Below are 24,612 nucleotides of genomic sequence, written 5' to 3' on the forward strand. Positions count from 1 at the left end.
CTAAAAACAAGGCGGGAATGAACCCGCCTTAAAATCGTTATGATTCTTGCTCTGGACCTTGTTCGGTAGTAGGAACAGCAGCAGAAGCAGCAGGAGCTTCTTCTTCAACAGCACCAACTTTAGGAGCATGGATACTTACAACGGGTAAATTGTGGCTTTCATCAAGGGCAGTAGCCAGTTGAACGCCTTTAGGCAATTTAAGGTCAGAGACGTGAACAACGTCATCCAAACTTACGTTGGTCATATCAACTTCAATAAATTCAGGCAAGTCTTTCACTTTGCAGCGTACTTCAATCTGAGTCATTGTGTGCGTAACAATACCACCTGCTTTCACGCCTTTAGAGGCTTGTTCATTGGTAAAATGAATAGGAATATTTTTTACCAGAACATCTTTTGCAGAAACGCGCTGTAAATCCATGTGTAAAATAACAGGCTTGTAAGGATGGCGCTGTAAATCTTTCAGAATGACATGCTCAACTTTACCATCAATATTTAAGTCCAAAACACTTGAATAAATAGCTTCACTTTCCAAAGCTTTAATCACTTTATTATGTAGCAAGTGAATTGATTTGGGTGCTTTTTCACCACCGTAAATAACAGCGGGAACTTTGTTTTCAAGACGACGTAGGCGGCGGCTCGCACCTTTCCCTATATCTTTTCTTGATTCAGCTTCTAAAACGATTGTTGACATCTATAAGTCTCCATAATTTAAGTAAACCCTTGTTTCGCCCGCGACCAGGACAAAACACCTAAATGCAGGAAAGGGCGACATAGTATATAATATACTTCGCGTGGGGACAAATTGAGTTTTGTTTTATAATATTCGAAGTTCAAGCGATTCAATACGCAATATAGTAAGTATAATTTAAAATCAACTTGAAGTCGTTGTAGTTATCCCATAGAATATGCCACTTTGTTGAATTTGTGAAAGCCGTTTAGGCGCTGGAGAATAGCTATGTATGCTGTAATTAAAACCGGCGGTAAGCAATACCGCGTAAAAGAAGGTGACATTCTTAAGCTGGAACTACTGCCCGCTGACGTCGGTAATGAAGTAAGCTTCTCTGAAGTTCTTATGATTGCTGACGGTGACAAATTTACTTGTGGCGCACCACTGGTTAAAAATGCTGTGGTAAAAGCTGAAGTTCTCGGTCATGACCGACATAAAAAAATTAAAATTATTAAATTCCGTCGTCGTAAGCACCATATGAAACAAATGGGGCATCGTCAATATTATACGCAAGTAAAAATTACTGCGATTAGTAAGTAAATAGGGGAGAAGAAATGGCTCATAAGAAAGCAGGTGGTAGTACTCGTAACGGCCGCGACTCGAATCCCAAGTATCTTGGTGTTAAGCGTTATGGTGGCCAAATGGTTAATGCTGGTGAAATTATTGTACGTCAACGTGGAACACGTTTTCACCCAGGCAACGGTGTAGGTTGTGGTCGTGATCACACGTTATATGCTTTAGTTGCTGGTGTTGTACAATTTTCTATCAAAGGTGCGAAAAATCGCAAGTTTGTTAGCATTGAAGCTGTCCAGGAATAAGTAAAACCATATATTGTTGCGCTCAAGCTCAAAGGCTGAGGCTTCGTTCTGATAGAAAGATGCCTCAAAGCGATGGATAAGAATAATTAACTTTCGTTGTTGTTTCTTCTTATCCAGTCCTAATTATCTTCACAGTACTGCGAAGAACACCAGTAATGGATAGTAGTTGTCACGTTTGATTTTTCCCTTGGAGCCGAGCCTGAATAGTTAATAGCCCCGTATTCGGGGTTTTTTTTTAGGTGATTAAATCATGAAATTCGTCGATGAAGCACTGATTAAAGTAGAAGCTGGTAACGGCGGCCATGGTTGTTTAAGCTTCAGGCGTGAAAAATTTGTTCCTCGCGGTGGTCCAGATGGAGGCGATGGTGGCGATGGTGGTAGTGTTTTTCTTGAAGCAAGTTCTGAGCTAAATACATTGGTTGATTTCCGCTATCAGCGTCATTATAAAGCCGATAATGGCCAACCAGGAATGGGAGGCAATTGCACGGGTAAAAAAGGGGAAGACCTAATCATTCGTGTACCCGTAGGGACGATGGTTTTTGATGTTGATACGGGAGAGCTTCTTGGTGACATTAATCAAGCAGGTGAGCGTTTACTAGTTGCCCAAGGTGGATTTCATGGCTTGGGAAATACACGATACAAGAGTAGCACCAATCGTGCACCCAGACAAACAACGCCAGGAACACCCGGTGAAGCACGTCACTTGCGGCTGGAATTAAGAGTATTAGCAGACGTTGGTTTATTGGGTCTACCTAACGCGGGTAAATCTACATTAATTCGTGCGGTATCCAGTGCGAAACCCAAAGTAGCTGATTATCCTTTCACTACATTACATCCCTCTTTAGGTGTGGTTGGTGTGTCTTCTCATAAAAGCTTTGTTATGGCTGATATTCCTGGACTTATCGAAGGTGCGGCTGAAGGGGCTGGTCTTGGACATCGCTTTTTAAAACATCTATCTCGTACCTGCGTGTTGCTGCATGTCATTGATATTGCACCTCTTGATGAAACTAATCCTGTCGACTCAGCAAAAGCGATCATTAAGGAACTTGGCGAGTATGATCCTGAGCTTCTTAATAAACCCCGATGGTTAGTATTGAATAAAATCGATTTAATTCATGATGAAGCAGAACGCAAAAAGGCGATGCAAGCCATCATTGACGGTCTACACTGGAAAGAAAAAGTTTTTTGTATTTCTGCGATCAGTGGAGAAGGTACCCAACAATTGTCTTACGCATTAATGCAGTTGATTGATGAGATGAGAGAGGCGGAAGCATAACCATTCCGCAGCCAGGTGCACCACCAATGCGCTGCGGTGAGCAAGCTCATGAGTTTCTGTGCCTTGTTGTGTGGAATTACTATAGTCTATGTAGACTTGGGTTTTTCCACTTATCGGCCTTTGGTGCCAATATTCTTCTAAACCACGCAGATGAAAGCGTATAGACGTATGTGAATTGCAATTATTAAATTGTAATAAATCATAGTTTTCCGGTCGTTGAATAAGGGTTTGCAAAAGCCCACCAGTAACCTCATCAACAATCGAAATGGGCGTCTTTAATTGTAAAATCTGTTCACAAAACTGCTCTGATGCTTTTTTATCTATAGTTGAAATAAGATAAGGGGCAACAACTGAATCAATCCGTTCCTTAATTTGAGCAACTATCTCTGCCTTACAGCGTACTTTAAATTCAACATAAGGGGTTTCAAGACGATAACCTGTTTGACAGTCGAAATCAGCCAGGATTTTATCAAGTTTTTCGGCAATTAGACCTTCGGCAACACCAAAAAGACGCCATTTTAGAATGCATTTATTGCTATGCTGTCTTGTTTGCAATAAAGGAAAAACATAGTCATTAAACATTGGCAAACATTCTCTGGGAGGACCAGGCAAGAGAATATAAAGTTTGTTTTGCCATTGATAGGAACATCCTAAAGCAGTTCCATTTGGATTGGGCAATAAAGTTGCTCCCATGGGAAAAAGTGCTTGCTGTCTATTTCCAGCATTTAATTGTCTCCCGAAAATTCGCAAACGATTTTCAATGTGTTCACTTGCATCAGGGAATTCAATCAATTTTGTTTTCAGAAAATGCGCTAAAGCGAAACGCGTACGGTCATCAGAAGTAGGGCCAAGGCCACCAATAGCAATGATTACATCATGATGTTTTGTCAAAAACTTGAAGCACTCATGAATCTCATGCTCTTTATCACTACAGGCCATCTGCAAACCAAGTGGTAATCCTTCTGAGCTTAGAGCATGAGCAATATAATGACTATTCGTGTTTAGAGTGTCACCATGAATAATCTCATCCCCGGTAGCGAGTAAAGCTATTGTCATTCTATTTATCCAATTGTATTGAACTAAGGCGCTGAATATGGGGGTGATTCTCAAGAAACAGAATTCCCCAAAGGCTTATAGTTGGGTTTTCATCGAGCAAGAAACGACCATCTGCAACCATTAATGGTAATCGTTTTGCCAGGATAATGTAACCATCAGTAAACCAATAAAACACAAAAAAATCTCTCATCAACGAGGGTGAGTTTTTTAAATAATCAGGAAGATGTGGATGACTCGCTAAAGGATAATTAGCAATCAGGCGTGTATGCCCTTGCCCTAATAAGGGGACTGTCATGTCCAAAGCATAAAAGCGGTTATTATGAACTCCTATCCCTCGCCAAAGTGTAGAGCTTGTCATTTTGGGAAATGCTCGTTTTTTTTGTAGAGTTAAACGATGTTGTTTTTCAAAAGATTGTATTAAATGCATTGCTCGCTGGTGTTGGAATGCATTGAACAGTAGCACTATACCAGCAAGGACTATTCCCAGCAGTACTCCTTTGACGTCATCATTAATAATTGTCCAGACCAAGCCAAGAATTAAAGGGAATGTAAAAAAGGGATCAATAATAGAAATTAGATCCCAACTGACTCGTGTATTGGAAAAGGGCCAGTAGAGTAGTGTCCCGTAATTCGTACAGGCATCAAGTAAGCCATGCGTGGCGTAGCCAATAAGTGCAGCCAAAAACGTCAGTAAAGGCGCCTTGCGAAGTCGTTTAAAAAGGATGAGAAACAATGAAACTAACGCTGCGCCTATTGGAATAAAACTCAAAGAATGGGTGAAGTGTCGATGATAGATAAAGAATAGAATAGGATCGTTGGTGGAATTAATCAGGATATCAAGGTCTGCCGCCATACCCGCAAGACCACCAACAATCCAGGCATTATGCTTATCATTCTTATGTAGAATTGCTTGGGCACATGCAGCCCCTAAAGCACCCTGAGTAACAGGATCCATAGTTATACTCGATGTACTGTTACCTGTGGTGGAGGGGCTTCAATACCTGCCAGATCAAATTGCTGTTTAATAATTTCTTGCAACAAATTTCGTGCAGCCGCGAGCTCGGCTGTGTTCACCCAAACCATAAATTTAAGTTCAACTGCTGAGTTGGCAAAGTTATCAATGGTCACATTGGGTAGCGGGTCTTTTAAGACCTTGTCACAATTATCAGCAATGGTGAGTAACTTGGTTTTGACATGCGCGATATCACAATCGTAGGCAACTGCGATAATCAAATCAATGCGACGCGTGGAAAAATAACTTAAATTGGTAATTTCGGATTTGATCATCGCTTCATTGGGAATTCGCACCAATTTGTTATCAGGTGTTTTTAATTTGGTGGACAATAAATCAATAGAATCAACAATACCATTGATGCCCTTTATTTCAACGGTATCTCCCACTTTAAAAGGTTGCTCAAAAAGTAAAAATATTCCGCTGACCAAATTTGAAATGGCAGTTTGAGATGCAAAACTCACAGCAACAGTAAATATACCGGCAGCCCCTAATAAAACGCTCAGTTTAAACCCTAAATGTTGTAAACTGGTTACAAAAAAGATGGTAAAAACCAGATAAAAAGTAAAACGACTTGCGAGTAATGTATGATGGCGGGAAAATCGTTTGCCAAGCGTTCGTTCTGTAATTACTGCTATTCGTTTTGCAACTAAATAGCCAATGAAGAATATGCTTAGGGCATAAGTAATGTTTAACAGTTTACCAGGATCAAATAAATGCATTATTTATCCTCCACAATAGGGTTTGGATTTGAAGGTGACACGTCAAATATTTTTTAAATGCAATCTATGCATTCGATAAAAAAATCAATTATACCGTTAACCAACGACTTTGCGAATAATTCTTATTAAACAGTTTGATTGGTAGTAATATCCTCTTTAACATCTAAGTTATTTTCTTCTTTGGGGCAATTGAATGTATCAAGCTCCACACCCTCTTGTGATGATGCGAGATTAAAAAAGCGGTATTTTCCTGACTTGGTCTGAGCCAAGCGATTTTTATTTGCTTCTTCTCGGAATGGATTAATTTCTGACAAAGATGAGGTTGCATTTGAACTTTTGGGCATAATTTGAGGTGCATGGTCAGCAAGATTATAGTGTGACTTTAAGGCTTGATAGGCTTGTTGAAATTCAGCCAAATGCACCACAAGGTTGGAAAATAAATTACAAAGTGCAAAATCATGGGTGTTGTCTGGGTCGGAAAGAGATTGAGTTTCTTGAGTGATACGAAGCGTTACAAGGATGTTAAAACCTGCTGTCAACAGGGTGTGAACTGTACTCCACGGAGGGTCGTGAGGATTTGGTAAGCCTTCTAAGGTATTTTCACTAAAAGTGGGGATGCCATCTCTATTCAAAGTAAAAAATTTGCGCAGATAAAGGGCCTCCGGGCAGGAACACACGATGTCTTCCTGGCAATTTTGTGAAGACAGTGTGCTTTCATCAATTTTAGCTTGAGTCGATGCCACATGATCGATGAGAGTATTAAGAAAATGATTAAATTCAGCAACTAATTCTCCCAAATGGATTTTATCTGCTGTCAGGCAAGCGCTTCTACTTCCCGCAAGCAGCGCTTGCCAAGTCTCCATTTGCTGAGGAAAAGACAACTTATTGTTAGTCAGTAACGCTAACTTTTGGTGAGCAATTAGATTTTCCTTGCTTTTCGAGCGGTAAAGTTTGCCGTAGTCTGCAGGCACAAGATCATGGAGTTCAGTAATTTTTTTTAAGCGTAACTCTAAAATTTCAATAAAATCTCGGCAAAATGATGAACTATTTTGCTCTTTACCTAAAGAAATCTCGCTGAAAGAGGAAATACCTAAGTAACTAGATAGTCTGTTTTTAACTGACTCGTCTATTAAATCGGCGGGGATTTTTGCTAAGACCGTATTAATAGTATCTTCTAGTAAGGGGGTGCTTAATTTCTGCTCAAGTGTTTTGGCTTTTTGGGCAATCGCAGGAAAAAGGCCAATAATTTTTTTGTAATTTAAAAAATAGCCTTTGGTTAAGCCTGTATGATTGAACCATCCTTGGTACTCTAGCGGATATAATATATTGCTATTATTGGCTTTATAACCAAAATTGCGAAAAGCAGCTCCTAAGTCGATGCGTCCAAATTGGATAGCCTTTGTTGTAGAATTCAAACAAACCACATTGCCGCTGTGAACGCTGTAATCACCAAAGAGCAAGGAAATCATCAGGATCATAGAAAGGCCAAAATGGCTTTCTATTTCAGTGAGACGTACATAATAATCAGGTCCGAAAAGTACTTCTGTGAGACTGTGCCGGTCAGACCCTTCTTTATTGCCAGTGCCAATGACGTGAAATAACTCTTTAAATGAGACTTTAGGCTGAATCAGAGCATAGCAGCCATCCTCGAGGCGGATATAATTTGAACAAATAAATGATGAATGATAGCGCTTGGGAATCAAATCGCGTCGTTTAAACTCTTCTAACAAGAGGCCAGCAAATAACTCAGTAAAGAGCTCTCTCGAATCCGCCGGATTTTTAATAAAGAATTCATTGCCATCAGAATCCCGATAAAAGCCATCAATCGGATCTTTATTCTTACCTCCTGTTTTATCCTTATATTTTGTTAGTTCCTTACCGTTATAAATTAACATGGAAACTCTACGACAATTCTCCATGCATCATTGTTAACTTGTAGTGACCAACAAAGCAACAAATTATTAATAATTGCAACGAAATGTCCTTTAGACAACTATTTTCCAGGCGTTAAAGAAGTATTCTCTTAAATTATCGCCGCAAATATTTTACAATCTGTCATTAAAATGGCTTGCTAATCCTTAATTTTTTCTTAAGCCTTGAATGCTATTATCTTCAGCTTAGCTGATAAGTGATATTATTATGATTGAAATCCTTGCTAATAAGTCCGATGAATTCTACATCGCCATGGCGAAATATGGCTCACATAGCTTTATTTTTGCCGGGGTAAAAACTAAAAATAAAAATCATATCTTAGCGAGGATGGGGAAAGTGGTATATGGATCTTTCACTGATCTTTGTGGACCAACTCTGGGTTTTACTTTCTCCTCTGCAATGGCCGGATTGATTGATGAGAAAATTTATAAAGAGAAAGATAGAAAACTTCCTATTAGCTACCTTGCTTATTCAATCAGCCCCGAACAATATGTCGATTTCGTTGATTTAATTCAACGAGTTGAAAAAGAGGAAAAGGTGGAAATCGATTGTTATAGACCAGCAGAACAAACCGATACCCAAATAAAGCTTCGATTAACTGCAGAGCCCATTGAATTGAATAAGAAAGTAAGCGAAGAAGCAGAAAATCTTATTGGCGATGCTCAAAAAGCTAATTTCAAAAATACTTGTCGTCATACAGCAAAATCAATCATAAATTATGTTTATCATGATGCACACTCGACAGATAATATTTCTTCCCAATTCTTTTTTGGTTTGCCACTAAAGACCACATTAATTGCCAATGGTGATGAGCTTGAAATCACTCGGGGCGCAGAGACTAAACGAGCTTTCCTAGTGCATCCAGATAGAGAAATGCCATTTTATATTTTGCCCGCCCCTCCATCGACAAATTTAGACCCTGTAAAACTGAAAGTGATGAATGAGATGTTTCATCGATTAGAGAAAATGCTTCACATTGCTCCTGAATCAAAAGAAACACAAGATAAGTTTGCACTTTTAAAAGCGCTTTACAATGAACAAATAAAAAAGAGTGATGAGTCGCTTACCTCTTTCTTTTCAAACTTACACCAATGGAAAAATTCACATCTTAAAGAAATACAGGTCCATAGAGCCCCTACTTTCCTGGATAGATTTTTTACGCGTCAAACAGCTACTGAGAAAATGTTCTCGCATTTTGAGGACTATGAAAAAACGGGATTAGGCTTGTAAAAATACTCAAAATGGCTGTTAAGGGCTAAACTAAAGAGAGGATTCTTTTTTAGCGAGTGTTGTGGAGGTGCAGGGAATGAAGAAAGTTGTATTGTTATTGCTTATACTCCTCTCCTTCTTTAGCTTTGCCGATACCAAAGAATTTCGTTTCGGTAGCCCTGTTTTTGATGCTAATGAATTTATTCCAGAAAAATATACTTGCGTAGGTGCTGACATATCTCCTGCGTTATTTTGGGAAAATCCGCCAAAAGAGACCAAATCCTTTGTTTTAATCATTGAGGATCCTGATGCTGCAGATGAAGTCTTGGTGCATTGGCTTTTATTTAATATCCCTCCAGAGATAAGAAACCTTACTGAAGGAGAAGCACCTCAGGGCGCTATCAGTGGAAAGAATAGTTGGGGGCTAACAGGTTATAAGGGTCCTTGTCCACCTTCTGGTACCAGTCATCGTTATGTCTTTAAATTGTATGCTTTAGATATTGTATTGCCTTATGACCAGTCTGCGCTTAAAGAGGATATTATTAAAGCGATGGAATACCATGTGTTGGGTATGAGCGAATTTGCTGGAAATTTCAGTCGGGAATAGATCACGCAATAGATTGAAATTTTTATTTTTTCACCATAAATTTTGATAATATTTCTTCATCAAACCCCTGTAAATTTTTATTATTTATCGTTAAATAAAGTGCGCTATTAAAAATACTATTAAATGTTTTACTGATAATAAACCACATTACGACAAGAAACAGGATTAATGGAATAGTAATTGCCATGTTTAACTGGAATTGATTAAAGAAAATGGACACTGAATAAACTAAAGCAACAAGCCCTGCGATAATAAGAAAGAGAATAAAATTAACGGAAAGAAATTTTCGCCAACCTTTACCAATCAATTGAATAGAGCGCTTAAATGCCTGGATGGGCCCCACATTCTCGGCAATCATAATTGGAAGTACAAAATAGGTTGTTACTGACCAGGAAAAGCCAAAAATGGCATAAATAATGTCTGCCACAAGGCTATGTGCTTGCTCCAGTGCGTTAAGAATCACACAAATGGTGGCGCTTACAAAGGTCCATTGCAGCAATGCGCTCGTTTTTTGCAAGGTAAGCCGCATGGCTGTAAAAATACTTATCCTTTCCCCCTGCAAACGGTGAATAAGACAGGTGATTAGTGAAGCATTAAAATGAAGCACAATGAAGGAAGGGAAAAAATAAAAAGCCAGTCCTAAGATTAATACAAAAATAGGATGTTGTTGAAAATTATTGACCAAGAAATTTAATTCAAAAAAAGAAGAAATAATAAGGCTTGCTATGATAAGAATCATGGCAATTACTAAAAAAATGCAGAAGAAGTAGGTCAGGATTTTTTGTAAGAAATCTAAGACAAGAGTTCAAAAAAATCCATGAATTTTTGAAACTTTGCATTATATTCATTGCGTTATCTCATTATTTTTTATCATCGAAGTATAGTGCAGTTTCCTTCCTAAATAAAAGATCGGCACTGATTTAAATAAATTATGGACAAACGCAAAAAATTTGTAACAATATGCATGAAAAATATTATAGTTTTAATTAGAAAAAAGGTAATTAAATGAAAAAACTAAGGTTATTTTTAAGCGTATGCCTTGCCTCATTATTGATGATGGTTCAACCCACGTTAGCAGCAAAAACAAGCAATCAAAGCGTGGCTATTGGCTCTCCTATGCAAAAAGCAATTTTATATTATGTTAATGAATATCGCGCAAAAAAAGGATTAAAACCGCTAAAGATGAATGTAATCATGTCAAAAGAGGCAGAAATACATAGTCGCGAAATGGCCACTCATAAAATTGGTTTTGGCCACCAGGATTTTAATAAACGCATCAAGAGATTATATTCAGAGATTCAACAGTGTCGCGGTGGGGCAGAAAATGTAGCCTACAATTACAAAGACGCACAAGATGTTGTAAAAAACTGGTTAACTAGCCCAGGACATCGACGTAATATTTTGGGGAGTTACAATTTGACAGGAATAGGACTTGCTCGCGACAGTCGTGGAAAAATTTATTTTACTCAGATATTCCTTCGTACCGATAATCCCGCTTTTGTAGGCTAATCGGTCGCGAATAAAAGTCAAACGAATAAACGTTGGATGAGATCGCAGACTGTGATTTCATCTAATGTCATCGATACTACTTTAAGCATTATTCAGGGAGGATAAAACATGACACTAGAATATTTTAAAAAACACATTCATTCACAATCTATTCCTTTCATGCTTTATGGTACAGCATGGAAAGAGCAAAATACGGCAAAATTAACCTGTGAGGCTTTGCAGGCTGGCTTTGAAGGAATTGATACGGCCAATCAACGTAAACATTATTTTGAAGAGGGGGTAGGGCTTGGGTTGCAGGAATTTTTGAAAAATAGTGATAAAACCCGAGAGGATTTATTCCTTCAAACAAAATTTACCTTTGCGACAGGTCAGGATGAGCGTAAACCTTACGATGAAAATGCCACCATTCAAGAGCAAGTTACTCAATCGTTTATGAGTTCATTGCAACATTTACAAACCAGCCATATCGATTCGTATATCCTTCATGGACCTTATTTTACTGTAGGACTTTGTCATGAGGATTGGGAGGCATGGGGAGCTATGGAACAATTAGTGAATACTAAAAAAGTGAATTTTCTGGGTATATCGAATGTCAGTTTCTCGCAATTGCAATCACTTCATCAAAAAGCTGCCATTAAACCAACGTTTGTGCAAAATCGTTGTTTTGCTACTCAAGGATGGGATAAAGAAATAAGAGAGTTCTGCAAAAAGCATGCAATTATTTATCAAGGTTTTTCCTTGCTAACCGCGAATTATAACCATCTTTTGACACCACTTATGAAAGCACTGGTCGCCAAATATAATAAAACCATTCCTCAAATTATTTTTCGCTTTGCATTACAAAAGAATATTCTTCCTCTTACAGGAACAACCAACCAGCAGCATATGCAAGATGATTTGGCGCTAAATGAGTTTGAGCTGGAAGAGGTAGAGCTTGACTATATTGAAGGCATGGCTGAAGAAAACTGATCGTGTTGTTGCCTTTTAGGGAAATAATGTCTTGATGCCTAACAAAATCTACGTCTTTGTGAGCGACAGGACTTTATAAAACCTTTAAGCATTAAGCCTGCTCAACGTTCCGCGGCTCGACCGCGGAATCTAGTACGTTATCAATGTTTCATGAACTTGGGGCAAGTCGCGGGGCATAGGTATATGGAGGGCGTAGATTATAAAACACTACGCTGTTGTATATACTCAGCTAACTCCAGTAAATTAGTTGCCTTTTCCCCTAAGGGGAGGAGGGAAGCTTTGGCTTGCTGGAAGTGGTTGGTTATTAAATCGAATAATTCTTTTTGACTGTAGAGTGTAGCAAACGTTAGTTTTTTGTTTGCAACATCTGATGCTCGGCCCTTGCCTAATTGACTAGCCTCTGCGTAGTGATCAAGATAATCATCCTGCATTTGGAAAACCAATCCAAGATGGTCTGCAAACGTCAGTAAAGCATTACTTACCGTGAAGGGAACTGAACTGGCAGCTAATACCATTTTAAAACAGGCGGAAATCAGCTTACCTGTTTTAAGCGAATGAATGAAGCGTAATGTTTCCTCACTGGTCGCAGGATTGGAGAGTTCGGAAAGATCAAGGCTTTGACCGCTGACCATTCCTGAAGGACCACTTGCCTTCACTAGTTCATGAGTAACATGAAGCACCTGTGAGGGGGTTAAATAGTTAGGTAAATAAGTGAGTAAAATATCAACAGCTAAAGGTTGTAATCCATCACCAACCAACACCGCCGTTGCCTCATCAAAAGTTTTATGACAGCTGGGTTTGCCGCGTCTAAAGTCATCATTATCCATAGCGGGCAAATCATCGTGCACCAATGAATAACAATGAATCAATTCAATTGCTGAAGCCATAACGTCAAGACTGGATTGGCCAACTCCTGTAATTTCCCCACATAAATAGACAAGTACAGGCCTTAGCCGTTTACCGCCTGGAAATAAACTATAGAGCGTGGCTTCTTTTATTCGTTTAGCGGGGATATCTGCCTGAGAAATCAATTCATTCAAAAAGCGTTCATAATGTGCTAAGTATTGACTAATTGCCTTGTTAATCATTCGCGGTATTACCGCTGTTGATTTCAGACATCGCGAGCAATTCAATTTTTTGTTCTGCCTGATTTAGAACTTCCTGACATTTACGTGCAAGAGTAATTCCTTTCTCAAATTGTTTTAATGAATCCTCTAATGTCAATTCACCTTTTTCAAGTTGCATAACAATTTCTTCAAGTTCTGCCATGGATTTTTCAAAATGAATGGGTTTAGTCATAGAAGCACCGCCTGCAATTGAGAAATGCTTGAAGTATACTTGAAGGCTAAGTCTCAAACAATTATCTGGCAAATGGGGTTAAATTAAGCGGGATATTTAAACCAAAAAGGCATCACTCGAGTTAGATACACCATAAATTTCCATAAACCGACTTGAGATTCGATATTACCAGAAGGATCAGCCCGCAGTTCGGGATAGGCAATGCCTAAACCAAAAAGTCCAGGACCTATAATACCCACGTAGGGATTATGGCTTGTATCTTCATAATCACCAATGATGAGATGTTTACGCTTTTCAAAGCCGACTGCATAAATCACTTTATTACATTCTGGTAAATAGCGAGCGATATTGGTTTCAGTGGTGTTGTAACGGACAAGATTGGTCGGTAAGGTTCCGTCAATATTTTCTCTCGCCCATGCTGCTGTTTGACCTTTGAGTCCTGTATTATCAAATAAAATCCAGTCACCCATATCAATAGCATAACGGCAAGGAGAACGATAAAAATTGATGATTTTCTTGACGCCTAGCTCTACTAAATATTGCACAATAATAATGGCTGAATGAGAAGAGCCAAACACCGCATAAGTTTCCTCGTTATCTACGGTAGCCGCTAAACGTTTTTTATCAATAGCGGTATCGAATGGGATGACATCAACACCAGGGTAATTGAGACTGGATGGCACAGCGCCTGTCGCTAAAATGACATTTCTTGCTTTAAATGTTTGTGAGTTAGTACAAAGATTCCAAGTTCGTTTGGTTAAAGCCATACTGTGTATTATTGCCGGCTCTGTAACTACTTTCTGGATAAGATGATTAGTAACCCATTGCAGAGGCTTTACAATTTCATCTAAGCAGCAGGTATCTTCTGGAGCCAGATGATTGAGTTTAAAATCAGCTGGTGCTTTAGAATAAGAAAACGAGTCTACGTCGTTTAAAAAATCGAGAAAACGCTTAACATTGGTATTGCTGGAAACGTTATGCCAAAGTTGTCCTAAATCGCCTACTTTAAAAGCTGGATCTAGCCATAGAATGTCGGTGGCTTTGACTTTAGCATCAAGTAATTTACCTATAGCAGCAATCCCTGCGGGTCCTGCTCCAACTACAGCCCATTGGAAAGTTTTGTTATGCATATGCCGGTAAATTAAAATTAATTTTTCAAATTCTAAAGTGAGAAAATTATTTTAACAAGGGAATCAAGTAGATAGGGTCATGAATAGTTGCACTGCCCTTTAGATTCATGCAGGATCCGTGCTATTACTTTCAATAGCAACCTTACAAAATGAAAACAAAAACCCAATTTATTTGTAACCAGTGTGCTGCCACTTTTTCACAATGGGCGGGGCAGTGTACCCAATGTGGTGCCTGGAATTCAGTCGGTGAGGAAAATATTTCTGTTGCCAATGCACGTAATCCTCGTGTGGGTCATTATGCCAATCAACGCTCGACGGTGACTTCAGTTGAAGATGTGATCCTTGATAGTGAAGTGAGGATGGACTGCGGCTTGTCGGAATTAAATCGTGTCTTAGGTGGCGGCTTGGTTGATGGGTCAGTAGTGTTGATTGGAGGTGATCCTGGAATAGGTAAATCCACTCTATTATTACAAACCCTGGCCAATCTCTCGCAAAGCCAGAAAGTATTGTATGTTACAGGGGAAGAGTCTTTACAACAAGTTGCTATGCGAACCAAGCGGTTACAATTGCCAATGGCTGGTCTGCGTTTACTTGCTGAAACACAGGTTGAAGCAATTATCGCCCACACTCAAAAGGAAATGCCGCGTATTATGGTGATTGATTCCGTACAAACAATTTTTACAGAGACACTAAGCTCAGCTCCTGGAGGGGTTGGGCAGGTTCGGGAATCTGCAGCCCAGTTAGTTCGTTTTGCTAAGACAACACAAACCGCAGTATTTATTGTCGGTCATGTCACCAAAGAGGGGGCATTGGCAGGGCCTCGAGTTTTAGAACACATGGTAGATAGTGTTTTATATTTCGAAGGACAAAGTGATAGCCGTTTTCGTGTGATTCGCGCGATAAAAAATCGTTTTGGTGCTGTTAATGAATTAGGTGTTTTCGCAATGACAGACCGCGGTTTAAAAGAGGTCGCTAATCCTTCTGCGATTTTTTTGTCGCGTCAGCCAGATCCTACTCCAGGAAGCGCTGTGATGGTGACCTGGGAGGGATCACGTCCGATGCTTGTTGAGGTGCAAGCCTTGGTCGATGAAGCACATGGACAGCAAGCAAAACGTATCACCGCAGGACTTGAGCATAATCGACTTGCTATTTTACTTGCTGTATTACACCGGCATGGTGGCATTGCAACCTTCGATCAAGATGTATTCATCAATGTGGTAGGAGGCGTAAAAGTCACTGAAACGGGCAGTGATTTAGCGTTATTAGCTGCTGTTATTTCAAGTTTGCGAAATCGTGTGTTTGATAGGGAAACAATTATTTTTGGTGAGGTGGGCTTGGCGGGTGAGATAAGGCCTGTACAAAGTGGACAAGAGCGATTACGTGAAGCGGCGAAACATGGATTTAAGCGGGCTATTGTTCCTTTTGCCAATGCACCTAAACAAAATATTGATATGGAAGTACAACCCGTTAAGCATCTTCAGGACGTATTAGAAAAACTTTAAACATGGATGGTTGCAAGGGATTGCAACCAAATCTAAAGCGACACTAAGCCGTAAAAATAGGCAAATAATTTTCAGAGGTCAAACTTGATTTTTCAATACCTTGGTTAAGTTGCAAAAATTCGACTGCCTTTTCATACTCTGCGCTCTTTGCTAATTCCCTGCCTATGGTCATCGCTGCTTCCTGACAAAACATATCTTGTACCTCATGAATATCCTCGCCAAAAATTGCTTTTTGAATGGCACTATTACAATTACTTGCCCGAATGATTCGCTCGGCATCCGTAGGATGAATCCAACTAAACAAGCTGTAGGGTATTTTGTCTTGTAATAAACCATTAACATTGGCTTTGTATTTATGAGGAGACAGACCAAGCTCAGGAGCTAAAGGAAAAATTTGAAAAAATAAACAGCAACCAGACACTAATTTAGCTCGTTCAAGCCATTTCTTTAAATCCTCAGGTAAAGAGGTGTAGTGTGGTTCATATAAATTAAAAACAGCAGGGAAAGATTCCAGGCGTTTATCGTTAATACGTTTTTGCACGGCTATTGGCTTGTTGGTATCTGGTCTTTTGCTGACAGATGCAGAAACTTTACCCATATTATCGGTAATAAATGAGAAGTTATGACCCGGATAAATAGTTTGCAAATAATCTTTGCTATAGCGAACTGTGGGAATGGTACCAATAAACAGGGAATTTTTATGGGGCAATATAATTTCCTGATAAATGTCCTCATAACAACTTTGCACCTGATTTTTATCCGCTAGTGAGACTCGAAGAATTTTTCCTTTATGCGCTGAGAGATTAGCAAGGCTAAACTCTTTAAGGGAAACAGAGTAATTTCTAAAAGAAGGTATTTGAATACCAGGATTTTTAGATAATAGTCTATACATAGGACATTCCTCAGTTAAGCGCAGCAAGCCCTAATTTAAAGAGCTAGTAGTTACCGCAGATTTTTATGCTTGGAAAAATTTGTCGTCCTCTATGAAGTGCACAAGAGATTGGAGACTCAATCATTGAGCGATCTTATGGTCTTATAATATACATGCTGTGGTCAATATTGGCAATCTGATTTAAAAAAGAATTGTTCGTTGATAACAAAAATTGATTAATTGTTTTGATGAGATTATTCGCACAAAAATTAATTATTTTACAAAGTTGTAATGATTATTAACGTCCTATTTAAGACTTTATTAATAGAAATCTGTTAAAATATTGCGCAATTGGGCTCTAATTAACTGATTCTTATGCTTCCTGACAGTGCTAAAAAACTTCTGATTAAAAACAACTTAAAACAATATCAACATTTTTTAGTGAATGACGCGAAAACCCTTCTTTTACCTGCTGTTTCTGCAGTCCCCTGGATAGGCGCTGCAGCTAGAGCGGACTTTTTTGAGAAAACGATCTGTAAATATAGCGAACACCAAGTTAATTTTATCAGTAAAAATGAGGAGCCCTATTCGTTTCAGTGGCAAACCAGTCCTGAGAACTTAAAAAAAGCAGTGCGCTGGGGGATTGTGAGCACGCAATCCTTAACGGGAAAGGTCATTTCCACATTGGGTCGATATCGCGTTACTGCGCATGAACGAATTGCCAAAGGCATGGTAAGTAATACTCAACAATTCAAAATTCAGCTTCTTGACCACTACCAACAGCGCTGCGAAGCATTACAGGAATTGGAGTCATTAGTGAATCGGGACAATTCGCTCGCAACTTATCAGGACGCTATTGGACGTTATATCCAGCAATTAGTTGATATCCGTCATAATCTTGAAACACATTTTGCAAATACTCAATTAACTGAGCTTGATCCGCTTGCAATAAGGCAGTTACAGCAAGATATTTCTGATGAAATTACTAACGCCGAATCTTATCGACAGCAAATGACTGAGAAGTTTTCTAAGGATACACAGGCACTACGTGACTATAATCGCGCTAGAGGTGAGTATTCGGTTTTAAGCTTTGTCAAAGAACGCATGCTGGAAAACCTATACCAAATGCAAGGCATTAACCAGGATGTCACTTACAGCAAAAAAAGACGATTTGCTCTGACACGAGGTAGCTTAAATGATTGCATAGAGGATGCTCGCAAGGAACTTGATGATTACAGTGTTGATCTAAGAAATGCGGTTCGTGCGGAACATCATGGGCTATATAGTAGTCAAAATGGCAATGTTACCTATGATTTTGGTCAAGATAATTTAACGCCGGCTCGGCAGCGTCAAGTACTACTCGGCATAAGTTTTATTGAGGGCTGGGATACTCTTGATTGCAGCGACTCTAAAAATCCTCGTATTAAGAATCATCTGGGAAGTGAACCTTTAACTTTGATTACTGCAACCAATTGGCAACTTCATCGCAATTTTGGGGCAGCGATTAAAAGTGCTTTCTATTTTGTATTTAATATTTTTAAAGGCATGTTAACCTACACCCATCCCTGGGAAGAAGAAACATGGAAAAATAAAAAATTTCATCTTGTAGCAAAAGAGCTAAGAGAAAAAGCCGAACCTAATGAACCACTCTTTTTAAAACCTGTTAAGTTTCTCAAGGCAGCATTGCATGCATTAGTCGATTGCTTCAAGGGCATTCGGAATTTGGGAACAGAGCTTTTTCATATTCCCAATGACATCTTTAATGATTGGAATTCAAGTAAATCGTTGAAAGATGTTGATGCAGTGATTAAAGACGCTGAAGATAAAATTGCTAGTATTATTAAAGAAGAAGAGAGGCGATTAAAGCAACTGTTAAAGGATTTTCCTGAACCAGACAGTGAATCTAAGGTAGTCAGCGAACTTGCTAAAACAGATTATCATTTAACTGCGGGTGAGCAGAATGATATTTTAACCGCCATGGTGCGTGGTTTGGATGGTTTTGCTACCGTTTTTACTCATAATATTTATGGCCAAGACCCTGTAGCAGGCTTGATCTTCACAACAGCGTATGCTGCTGGAGCTGCTGCTATTGTTTGTCCTTCCCTGGCGTCTTCTCTTTTTGGTGCAAGTTATGTTAATTGGTTTTCGAATTTTTCTTACAGTATGGGGGCAGGCAAGTTTGCTGCTGTTTTAGCAGGTGGTTCAACACAGGCTCAAGTATTTGCTAGTGGCTGGGATACAGTAGTGCATGGCCCTGATAGTCTTGGTGCTAATGTTGCTGTACAGGTTGCTGAAGATCCTCTCACCTATGCGTCATATTTTGCGTTGGCCTATACCTTAGGGTATGTCCTGGTTAACGGTATCCATGGACACAGAATTCCAGGGCTTAGTGATATATTGCGAGAAGACTTAGGCTCTACACCAGAGGCTAGTTATCCTTTCATTGGTGGAAAATTTGCCATTGGAAGTTATGAATTGTTTCATCACAATCCCACAGAAAATTTCCATCCTGTTAAAATTAATTTTAATGGCACGGAGCATGGTAATTCTAAAAACCTCGGCGAATCGCAACAGAAAACGATTAAACGCTTGCAAATGGCAACCTGGTTATCATTGCACGCTGAAACGCTACCAAAATTGGAGGCTGATCTGTTATTTATGTTAGGAAGACACATCGATCAATTGTTTACAGTCGAGGAAGCTTCTTCTCTTAAAAAAATTCTTTATCCAGAACAAGAACCAAGTATCGCATTTCAATTATTTTCGATTCCGCTTACCTACATCCCGGCAGTATTACGTTTTGCTTTTGCTTTCTTTCTGAGTCCCTTGGCATGGGTTCTAGGAAATCCATCCCCGCTAGAGCCTATCAAAAATGCGGGGCGAGATTTGTATAGCAAAATCACTACAGATTTGAATCGAATACTTGTTGCTGGTAGCCAATTTTTGCATGTTTGTTTTAAAGTCATTTCTAGTCCGATTAAAGCATTGATCTTTACTATCAATATGATAGTGGATCGGATTGCAGTGTTAATGGATGTTCCTCTAGCGCATTCTATGCACCGAACTTTTGCAAAGACTCACACTTTTTTTAATGATCTTGGTGAGTGGCTTTATCCAGTGAGAGCGACAAAAAGTGTTATTTTTGCAAATCCTGCGCATACGATTAAAGAATTAGAACACTCATATATATCGATGTTGGAAGAGTTAAATGCGTCGAAAAAAGAATCAGAAGAAAAATTAAAGGTCACTGAAATCCCTCATTTCAGTTCTCCATTTGCTTCCGCAATAGATGGACCATTTTGTGCGGATACAAATGTGCTTACCACTTCAATGTGATTTTTTTTTAGTCAAAAATGCGAATTAAATCAAAATTTTTTATAAAAATCCAAAATTAATTCGCAAAATTCAAATTTATCAGCTAGGCTGACATTAGTGCAACGCAACATAAATGGAGATAATAAATGAATCAGGATTATTTGAAAAGTTGGGCTGCCTTAGTGACTGAAATGCATAAACCATTTCAAGCAATGATGGAGCTAAATATTAAAACGCTTCAGAATTTGCATTATATGAAGCCGGAGGAAAATTCTTCTTCTTGGCAACAACCTCATAGAATGATTGACCATCAAATGAAAATTGCGATGGAAAATAGCCATCAAATGCTCGATTATATGCGTCACTCTTTTCAAATTTTAGAAAATGCTTTTGCTTTAGTTTCTAAAGAAATGAGAAGAAACTCCGAGCTTGTGGTTGAAAGAGCGAAATCAACAATGTCCACAAGAGCTGTTAAAAGCGCTCCAGCCAAAGCGAAACCCAAAGCAAAAGCCTCTGGCGCGAAAAAGTCTGTTGCTAAAAAAGCATCAGCAACTTCTTCAAGTCAAAAGGCTGCACCTAAGAAGGCAATGACTTCTTCTAAAACAGGTGCTTCTAAAGCAAAATCTTCTTCAACACTAAAAGCGAAACCAAAAGCAAAACCAATGTTGAAAAAGAGCGCTACTGGTAGTGCAGCAAAATCTTCTACAGTAAAATCCAAATCAATGAAGAAGCCTGCTAGCAAACCAAGCAAAGTTGCTAAAGCTATTACAGCAACAAGAAAGCCACAAACTTCAACTTCCAGAGTTGCAAGTTCAGCGGCACAAAAAAGCACGCCAAGCAAAATGATGCCTCAGAGCAAGGTGGCCATGCCAGCATCCAAAATGACGACACCAGTCAATAAAATAAATATGCCTGAGAGCAAGCCAATGATGTCTGGTGCTAACAGCAAACCCATGATTCCTGTGAATCCTAATCCAGCGGCAATGTTTCGACATAATGAAAAAATGCCTGAACCTAAAAAGTAATATTGTCTAGCTAGTGAAGTAAAATTAACCTTTGCTTCACTAGTTTTATACTATGAGAAGCAATCCAGTAGAAGTGATTTCAAGTTCAACTGGATTGCATTTTACATCTGCAAAAGACTTATTGCCATTATTCATGTTATATAAAATCCATCTGCTATACTGATAATGCCCCGTTGCTTTTTGCAACCGTGTTGCTTGAATAAGAAACCAGGAAGGGAGTGATTATGAAAAGACTTCGTAGCTACCACCTTTTATTCTTATTTGCTCTTATGTTCTCACCTGTGGTTGCCTTTCCTGTCGCTTATGTAGTTCATCCTGATTACCCGATTAGTGAAATTAGTGAATGGACTGAGCAAACGTTAATGCTAACATTAGTTGCTGGTAAACATGATGATGCTTCGGAGGCTGCAAATGTTCGTCGTTTTTATTTGGCCACTGCCTGGAGACCAATGGAAGCTTTTTTTCGGGACAAAGTCGAACTTATGAATGAAAAGCATATTATTCTCCATCCACAACCTATCGTGCCCTCTGTTGTTACTGTTGCCGATTGCGAGGCGACAAGTTGTTGGCGAGTACATCAAGCCTTCCTTATTCCTGAACTAAGAAATAGAGTTGATTTTAACGTCCTTGTTGTCACGGCTGACCCCTCTCACGGCTCTCCTTTTCTTATTCAAAGCTTGGATATTACATTGAATACTTATTGATTAATTGAAGGATAAATCATTGAGTTCATGTACGATATTCTCAAATTTCTTTTCTCTTTGTGTTTGAAAGAAAAAGAGAGGTGAAATTTTCGGATTACACACGGACGCTAGAGTTTTGATAAGAAGTATAAAAGCACCTACAATCGTTGATCCGATGGCGGCATTGGCCAAACCTACTTTCCAGAATTTGCGGTGGTCAGACATATCGATATCTTGGGGAAAAAATCCTTTTTTGAACGTATCAAGATCGATTTCTGCTTTTGGCTTACCCTTGTTACTCGTGATAAAAATAGCTACCGATTCTTCTAGCTTTTCAGCAAGTTTCTGTGCTTTTAGACCTTTTTCTTCGTCTTCCTTGGCAACTTCGATACCATGGGTTTTCAATGCGCTAATTGCCTCTTTTAAACGAATCATGGCTGGTAATGAGGTTAAATAATCTAATTCTATTGCTTTTTGCGATTTAGAGGACGTCTCTTCTTGACCAGCAGTTTTTTTGGCTTCCTTGGTATCTAATGCACTAGGCGATCTTTTTTGTAAAGCAAGCAATTCTTTTGTGTAGTTCTTTCTGTTTTCTAAAATAGCAGTAACAGCATGATTAATTGTACTAAGATAGGCTAATACATTCATTTTAATTTTGGCTATTTTGTCAATAATCGAAAAATTCCTGTCATGGGGCTGGGAGTAAGTATCTTTTTTGAAAGGTTTAGTATGATCTTTGATGTAAGCATCTAACGTTTTTTTGTTGTGACGGATAAAACCCTTTTTGGCAAAATGGTTATCAAAAATACTTAAATGTTGCATGTGTTTAAGTAAAGAGCCAAAGTGTTTTGGGAAGTTTATAGTCGGTACATATTGTAATTTATCTACGGCATTTAATACTCGGTCTTGGGCAAGTGTTCTAAGAATTCTGGTATCTTGGTGTATCAGAGATTCAATAAAGCTCACATAGTTTTTGAATGGACCGATTTTTCCAGTATTTACATGTTCTTTTAGAGTATCATGAAGATCAGGTATTTTGGCCAAAGCATAAGCGTGTTCTAAGGCAAAGTAAGCACAATTGTCCTCATCAGCTTGCATTGAACCACCGCTGTAAGTCGTCAGAGAGTCGGGACATTTCTCGTGAATTGCGGTAATAGCACTTAATACTTGAGGTAGAGAGTTTGCGGCATCGATAATAAAAAATTCGAGGCAACCGTTTTTAATTCGAACATCCATAGCACTCCAATGTCCTGAGTCTAGAAACATCACTTGAAATCGAGTGTAATCAGGAAAGTGTTCTTTGTTTTCTTGAAGAATAGAGAGAAAATCAAGGAACTCATCACCGTCGCCATTATCACGCGCTAAAACAAAGCAGTTGAAATTAATCGCTTTTTTTCGTGCTTTTTGAGTATAGTAGTCGACAACAACACTCATTGTATCGATTGACAATGTAGCACCTTGGGAATTTAATTCGTTGAGCATGATAAGTACTATTTTGAATAAATAGACCTATTTTATAACAAAATAATTAAGACAAAATTAATTCAAACTATTTTGATGAATATTTAAATAATATTATCAATGTTGCTCAAAGTAATCCGAAGTAACTCCGTAAATCGAACATGCGAGTTTTTTATCTGACTTCTTCTCCCACTCGGGTTTATTTAAAACATCGATAGCATTCTTATATCCTGTATTTAAACGAACATTAATTGCTGAACGAATAAAATTATAGTCTTTAAAAGAATGAGAATAAGGGGTTCCGTTATAGATGATATGCACAACACTGAAACGTTTTTCATGGCCCAGCTCTAAAATTTTTTGTACCTCAGGATCCGATTTAACGTCTGGTGGTAATTTATTCCCTAAATAGTTAATAGCAGCTTGTAGATTTTGTCGACTGGTGTAAACATTCGTTAAGCGACGGGAGTGGCTGGCATAACGAATATCTTTCTGACGCTCCTCAAGTTGGTCCATATCGTGTGGTAGGGGGCCTTGTAAGCTGAAACAATCAACAACAAAACATAAGGTATCTAATTCTGGTAGCGCATCAAGAACAGTCACCAGAGGAGTATTTGCGTAAATTCCACCATCCCAATAATAATCATCTCCTATCTTTATTGCTGGGAAACCTGGAGGCAAGGCGCCGCTGGCCATGACGTGATCCACGGTAAGTGTTATCATTTGATTATTAAAAAATTCCATTTCGCCTGTAGTAATATTGACTGCTCCTAGACAAAGAGTGACTTTTTTATCGTTAATACGATCAAAGTCAATCAAACGCTCTAAAGTTGAGCGTAACTCGGTGGTATCGTAATAACTTAATTTGTCTGGCGTATCATGCGTGAAAGGACCTGGTGGCATCATTCTTGGTTTAAAAAAGCCCTCTAGTCCAAAGAAAACAGAATATAAGGCACCGAAGCGGTTATGGAGATGATGAGTCCAATCCAGGATATCACCTGGAGCCTGGGAGTGTGTATGCAAATCGAGCCATAATTTTGGAGCAATGGTATCCCAAAATTCAAATAATTTATCGATTTGATTTTCACGTGAATTGCCTGCAATAATGGCGCTATTGATGGCCCCAATAGAAACACCCGCAAGAAAATTGGGATGGTAACCACGCTCATGAATAGCGCGAAAAGCACCGACCTGATAGGCTCCTAATGCGCCACCACCTTGAAATACACAAGCGATTCGATCATAGGTTTGTTTAGCATTTGTTGTTTTTTCAGGTTTATTAATTAAACCAAGCGCTTTTTTATGTGCCGGCTTTTTTTTCCCTGAAGTACGTTCAGCCATATCCTTGCTCCAAGTTCCTCATATAAAGAAGAGTATATAACAAATATCTACAACTTCAGAGCCAGACGCAATAGTAAATTGTGTCATTGCCACAATTGAGTAGGTTGGCTCGTTTGACTCAACAATGAATCACAATGCTAGAGTTTAC

At 38.9% G+C, this 24,612-nt stretch carries 23 protein-coding genes; 11 read left to right on the forward strand and 12 right to left on the reverse strand.

What is annotated here, in order from left to right:
* Nucleotides 1–37: 37 nt before the first annotated feature.
* Nucleotides 38–691, reverse strand: a complete 654-nt coding sequence (locus tag LHA_RS02870; RefSeq protein ID WP_045105196.1) for a 50S ribosomal protein L25/general stress protein Ctc — start codon at nucleotides 689–691, stop codon at nucleotides 38–40.
* 264 nt (nucleotides 692–955) lie between these two features.
* On the opposite strand from LHA_RS02870, the gene rplU reads away from it, so the two are divergent.
* From rplU to cgtA, 3 genes are all read left to right on the forward strand, one after another.
* The gene (rplU, locus tag LHA_RS02875) at nucleotides 956–1,267 is read left to right on the forward strand and encodes a 50S ribosomal protein L21 (protein WP_045105197.1); all 312 of its coding nucleotides are present in this window, start codon (nucleotides 956–958) and stop codon (nucleotides 1,265–1,267) included.
* A gap of 14 nt (nucleotides 1,268–1,281) precedes the next feature.
* Complete coding sequence (rpmA, locus tag LHA_RS02880; RefSeq protein ID WP_045105198.1) at nucleotides 1,282–1,545, forward strand: 50S ribosomal protein L27; 264 nt, start codon at nucleotides 1,282–1,284, stop codon at nucleotides 1,543–1,545.
* Nucleotides 1,546–1,795: 250 nt separating this feature from the next.
* A complete protein-coding gene (gene cgtA / locus LHA_RS02885) occupies nucleotides 1,796–2,821 on the forward strand; it encodes an Obg family GTPase CgtA (protein ID WP_045105199.1) in 1,026 nt (341 codons plus the stop codon).
* Here the strand turns inward: cgtA and LHA_RS02890 are convergent.
* From LHA_RS02890 to LHA_RS02905, 4 genes are all read right to left on the reverse strand, one after another.
* Nucleotides 2,780–3,877 (reverse strand): competence/damage-inducible protein A, encoded by a 1,098-nt coding sequence (locus LHA_RS02890; RefSeq protein ID WP_045105200.1) that lies wholly within the window; start codon nucleotides 3,875–3,877, stop codon nucleotides 2,780–2,782. The genes cgtA and LHA_RS02890 overlap by 42 nt on opposite strands.
* A gap of 1 nt (nucleotide 3,878) precedes the next feature.
* A complete protein-coding gene (locus tag LHA_RS02895) occupies nucleotides 3,879–4,832 on the reverse strand; it encodes a metal-dependent hydrolase (RefSeq protein ID WP_045105201.1) in 954 nt (317 codons plus the stop codon).
* 2 nt (nucleotides 4,833–4,834) lie between these two features.
* Nucleotides 4,835–5,611 (reverse strand): mechanosensitive ion channel family protein, encoded by a 777-nt coding sequence (locus LHA_RS02900; protein WP_045105202.1) that lies wholly within the window; start codon nucleotides 5,609–5,611, stop codon nucleotides 4,835–4,837.
* Nucleotides 5,612–5,736: 125 nt separating this feature from the next.
* Nucleotides 5,737–7,506, reverse strand: coding sequence for a hypothetical protein (locus LHA_RS02905; RefSeq protein WP_052673565.1), 1,770 nt, complete (start codon nucleotides 7,504–7,506; stop codon nucleotides 5,737–5,739).
* Nucleotides 7,507–7,750: 244 nt separating this feature from the next.
* Between LHA_RS02905 and LHA_RS02910 the strand changes: the two genes are divergently transcribed.
* Entirely contained in the window at nucleotides 7,751–8,773 is a 1,023-nt protein-coding gene (locus LHA_RS02910) for a hypothetical protein (protein ID WP_045105203.1), read from the forward strand.
* A 76-nt stretch (nucleotides 8,774–8,849) separates the two neighbouring features.
* Complete coding sequence (locus LHA_RS02915) at nucleotides 8,850–9,359, forward strand: YbhB/YbcL family Raf kinase inhibitor-like protein (RefSeq protein WP_045105204.1); 510 nt, start codon at nucleotides 8,850–8,852, stop codon at nucleotides 9,357–9,359.
* A 22-nt stretch (nucleotides 9,360–9,381) separates the two neighbouring features.
* Here LHA_RS02915 and LHA_RS02920 read toward each other — a convergent pair whose 3' ends face one another.
* The gene (locus tag LHA_RS02920) at nucleotides 9,382–10,098 is read right to left on the reverse strand and encodes a DUF6159 family protein (protein ID WP_045105205.1); all 717 of its coding nucleotides are present in this window, start codon (nucleotides 10,096–10,098) and stop codon (nucleotides 9,382–9,384) included.
* 266 nt (nucleotides 10,099–10,364) lie between these two features.
* Between LHA_RS02920 and LHA_RS02925 the strand changes: the two genes are divergently transcribed.
* Both LHA_RS02925 and LHA_RS02930 read left to right on the forward strand, forming a co-directional pair.
* Nucleotides 10,365–10,868, forward strand: a complete 504-nt coding sequence (locus tag LHA_RS02925; protein WP_045105206.1) for a CAP domain-containing protein — start codon at nucleotides 10,365–10,367, stop codon at nucleotides 10,866–10,868.
* A gap of 108 nt (nucleotides 10,869–10,976) precedes the next feature.
* The gene (locus LHA_RS02930; protein WP_045105207.1) at nucleotides 10,977–11,837 is read left to right on the forward strand and encodes an aldo/keto reductase family protein; all 861 of its coding nucleotides are present in this window, start codon (nucleotides 10,977–10,979) and stop codon (nucleotides 11,835–11,837) included.
* A gap of 197 nt (nucleotides 11,838–12,034) precedes the next feature.
* Here LHA_RS02930 and LHA_RS02935 read toward each other — a convergent pair whose 3' ends face one another.
* From LHA_RS02935 to LHA_RS02945, 3 genes are all read right to left on the reverse strand, one after another.
* Nucleotides 12,035–12,925: a polyprenyl synthetase family protein gene (locus tag LHA_RS02935; RefSeq protein ID WP_045105208.1), complete on the reverse strand. Its 891-nt coding sequence runs from the start codon at nucleotides 12,923–12,925 to the stop codon at nucleotides 12,035–12,037.
* Nucleotides 12,918–13,136 (reverse strand): exodeoxyribonuclease VII small subunit, encoded by a 219-nt coding sequence (locus LHA_RS02940; RefSeq protein WP_045105209.1) that lies wholly within the window; start codon nucleotides 13,134–13,136, stop codon nucleotides 12,918–12,920. The genes LHA_RS02935 and LHA_RS02940 overlap by 8 nt, the downstream gene beginning before the upstream one ends.
* 83 nt (nucleotides 13,137–13,219) lie before the next feature.
* Entirely contained in the window at nucleotides 13,220–14,266 is a 1,047-nt protein-coding gene (locus tag LHA_RS02945) for an FAD-dependent oxidoreductase (RefSeq protein WP_045105210.1), read from the reverse strand.
* 149 nt (nucleotides 14,267–14,415) lie between these two features.
* Here LHA_RS02945 and radA point away from each other — a divergent pair, with 149 nt between their 5' ends.
* Nucleotides 14,416–15,768, forward strand: coding sequence for a DNA repair protein RadA (gene radA, locus LHA_RS02950; RefSeq protein WP_045105211.1), 1,353 nt, complete (start codon nucleotides 14,416–14,418; stop codon nucleotides 15,766–15,768).
* A gap of 43 nt (nucleotides 15,769–15,811) precedes the next feature.
* Here radA and LHA_RS02955 read toward each other — a convergent pair whose 3' ends face one another.
* Nucleotides 15,812–16,660, reverse strand: a complete 849-nt coding sequence (locus tag LHA_RS02955; protein WP_045105212.1) for a hypothetical protein — start codon at nucleotides 16,658–16,660, stop codon at nucleotides 15,812–15,814.
* 354 nt (nucleotides 16,661–17,014) lie between these two features.
* Between LHA_RS02955 and LHA_RS02960 the strand changes: the two genes are divergently transcribed.
* From LHA_RS02960 to LHA_RS02970, 3 genes are all read left to right on the forward strand, one after another.
* Nucleotides 17,015–19,975: a hypothetical protein gene (locus LHA_RS02960; protein ID WP_045105213.1), complete on the forward strand. Its 2,961-nt coding sequence runs from the start codon at nucleotides 17,015–17,017 to the stop codon at nucleotides 19,973–19,975.
* 194 nt (nucleotides 19,976–20,169) lie between these two features.
* Nucleotides 20,170–20,979, forward strand: coding sequence for a hypothetical protein (locus tag LHA_RS17090; protein ID WP_193392401.1), 810 nt, complete (start codon nucleotides 20,170–20,172; stop codon nucleotides 20,977–20,979).
* A 224-nt stretch (nucleotides 20,980–21,203) separates the two neighbouring features.
* Nucleotides 21,204–21,683 carry a hypothetical protein gene (locus LHA_RS02970; protein WP_045105214.1) on the forward strand — a complete coding sequence of 160 codons (480 nt, stop codon included), beginning with the start codon at nucleotides 21,204–21,206 and terminating at the stop codon, nucleotides 21,681–21,683.
* Here LHA_RS02970 and LHA_RS02975 read toward each other — a convergent pair whose 3' ends face one another.
* Together LHA_RS02975 and LHA_RS02980 are read right to left on the reverse strand one after the other, a co-directional pair.
* Nucleotides 21,684–23,144, reverse strand: coding sequence for a hypothetical protein (locus LHA_RS02975; RefSeq protein ID WP_045105215.1), 1,461 nt, complete (start codon nucleotides 23,142–23,144; stop codon nucleotides 21,684–21,686).
* 96 nt (nucleotides 23,145–23,240) lie between these two features.
* Nucleotides 23,241–24,464 carry a patatin-like phospholipase family protein gene (locus LHA_RS02980; RefSeq protein ID WP_045105216.1) on the reverse strand — a complete coding sequence of 408 codons (1,224 nt, stop codon included), beginning with the start codon at nucleotides 24,462–24,464 and terminating at the stop codon, nucleotides 23,241–23,243.
* Nucleotides 24,465–24,612 lie beyond the last annotated feature (148 nt).

This window comes from Legionella hackeliae, assembly GCF_000953655.1.
GTDB classification, from domain to species: Bacteria; Pseudomonadota; Gammaproteobacteria; order Legionellales; family Legionellaceae; genus Tatlockia; species Tatlockia hackeliae.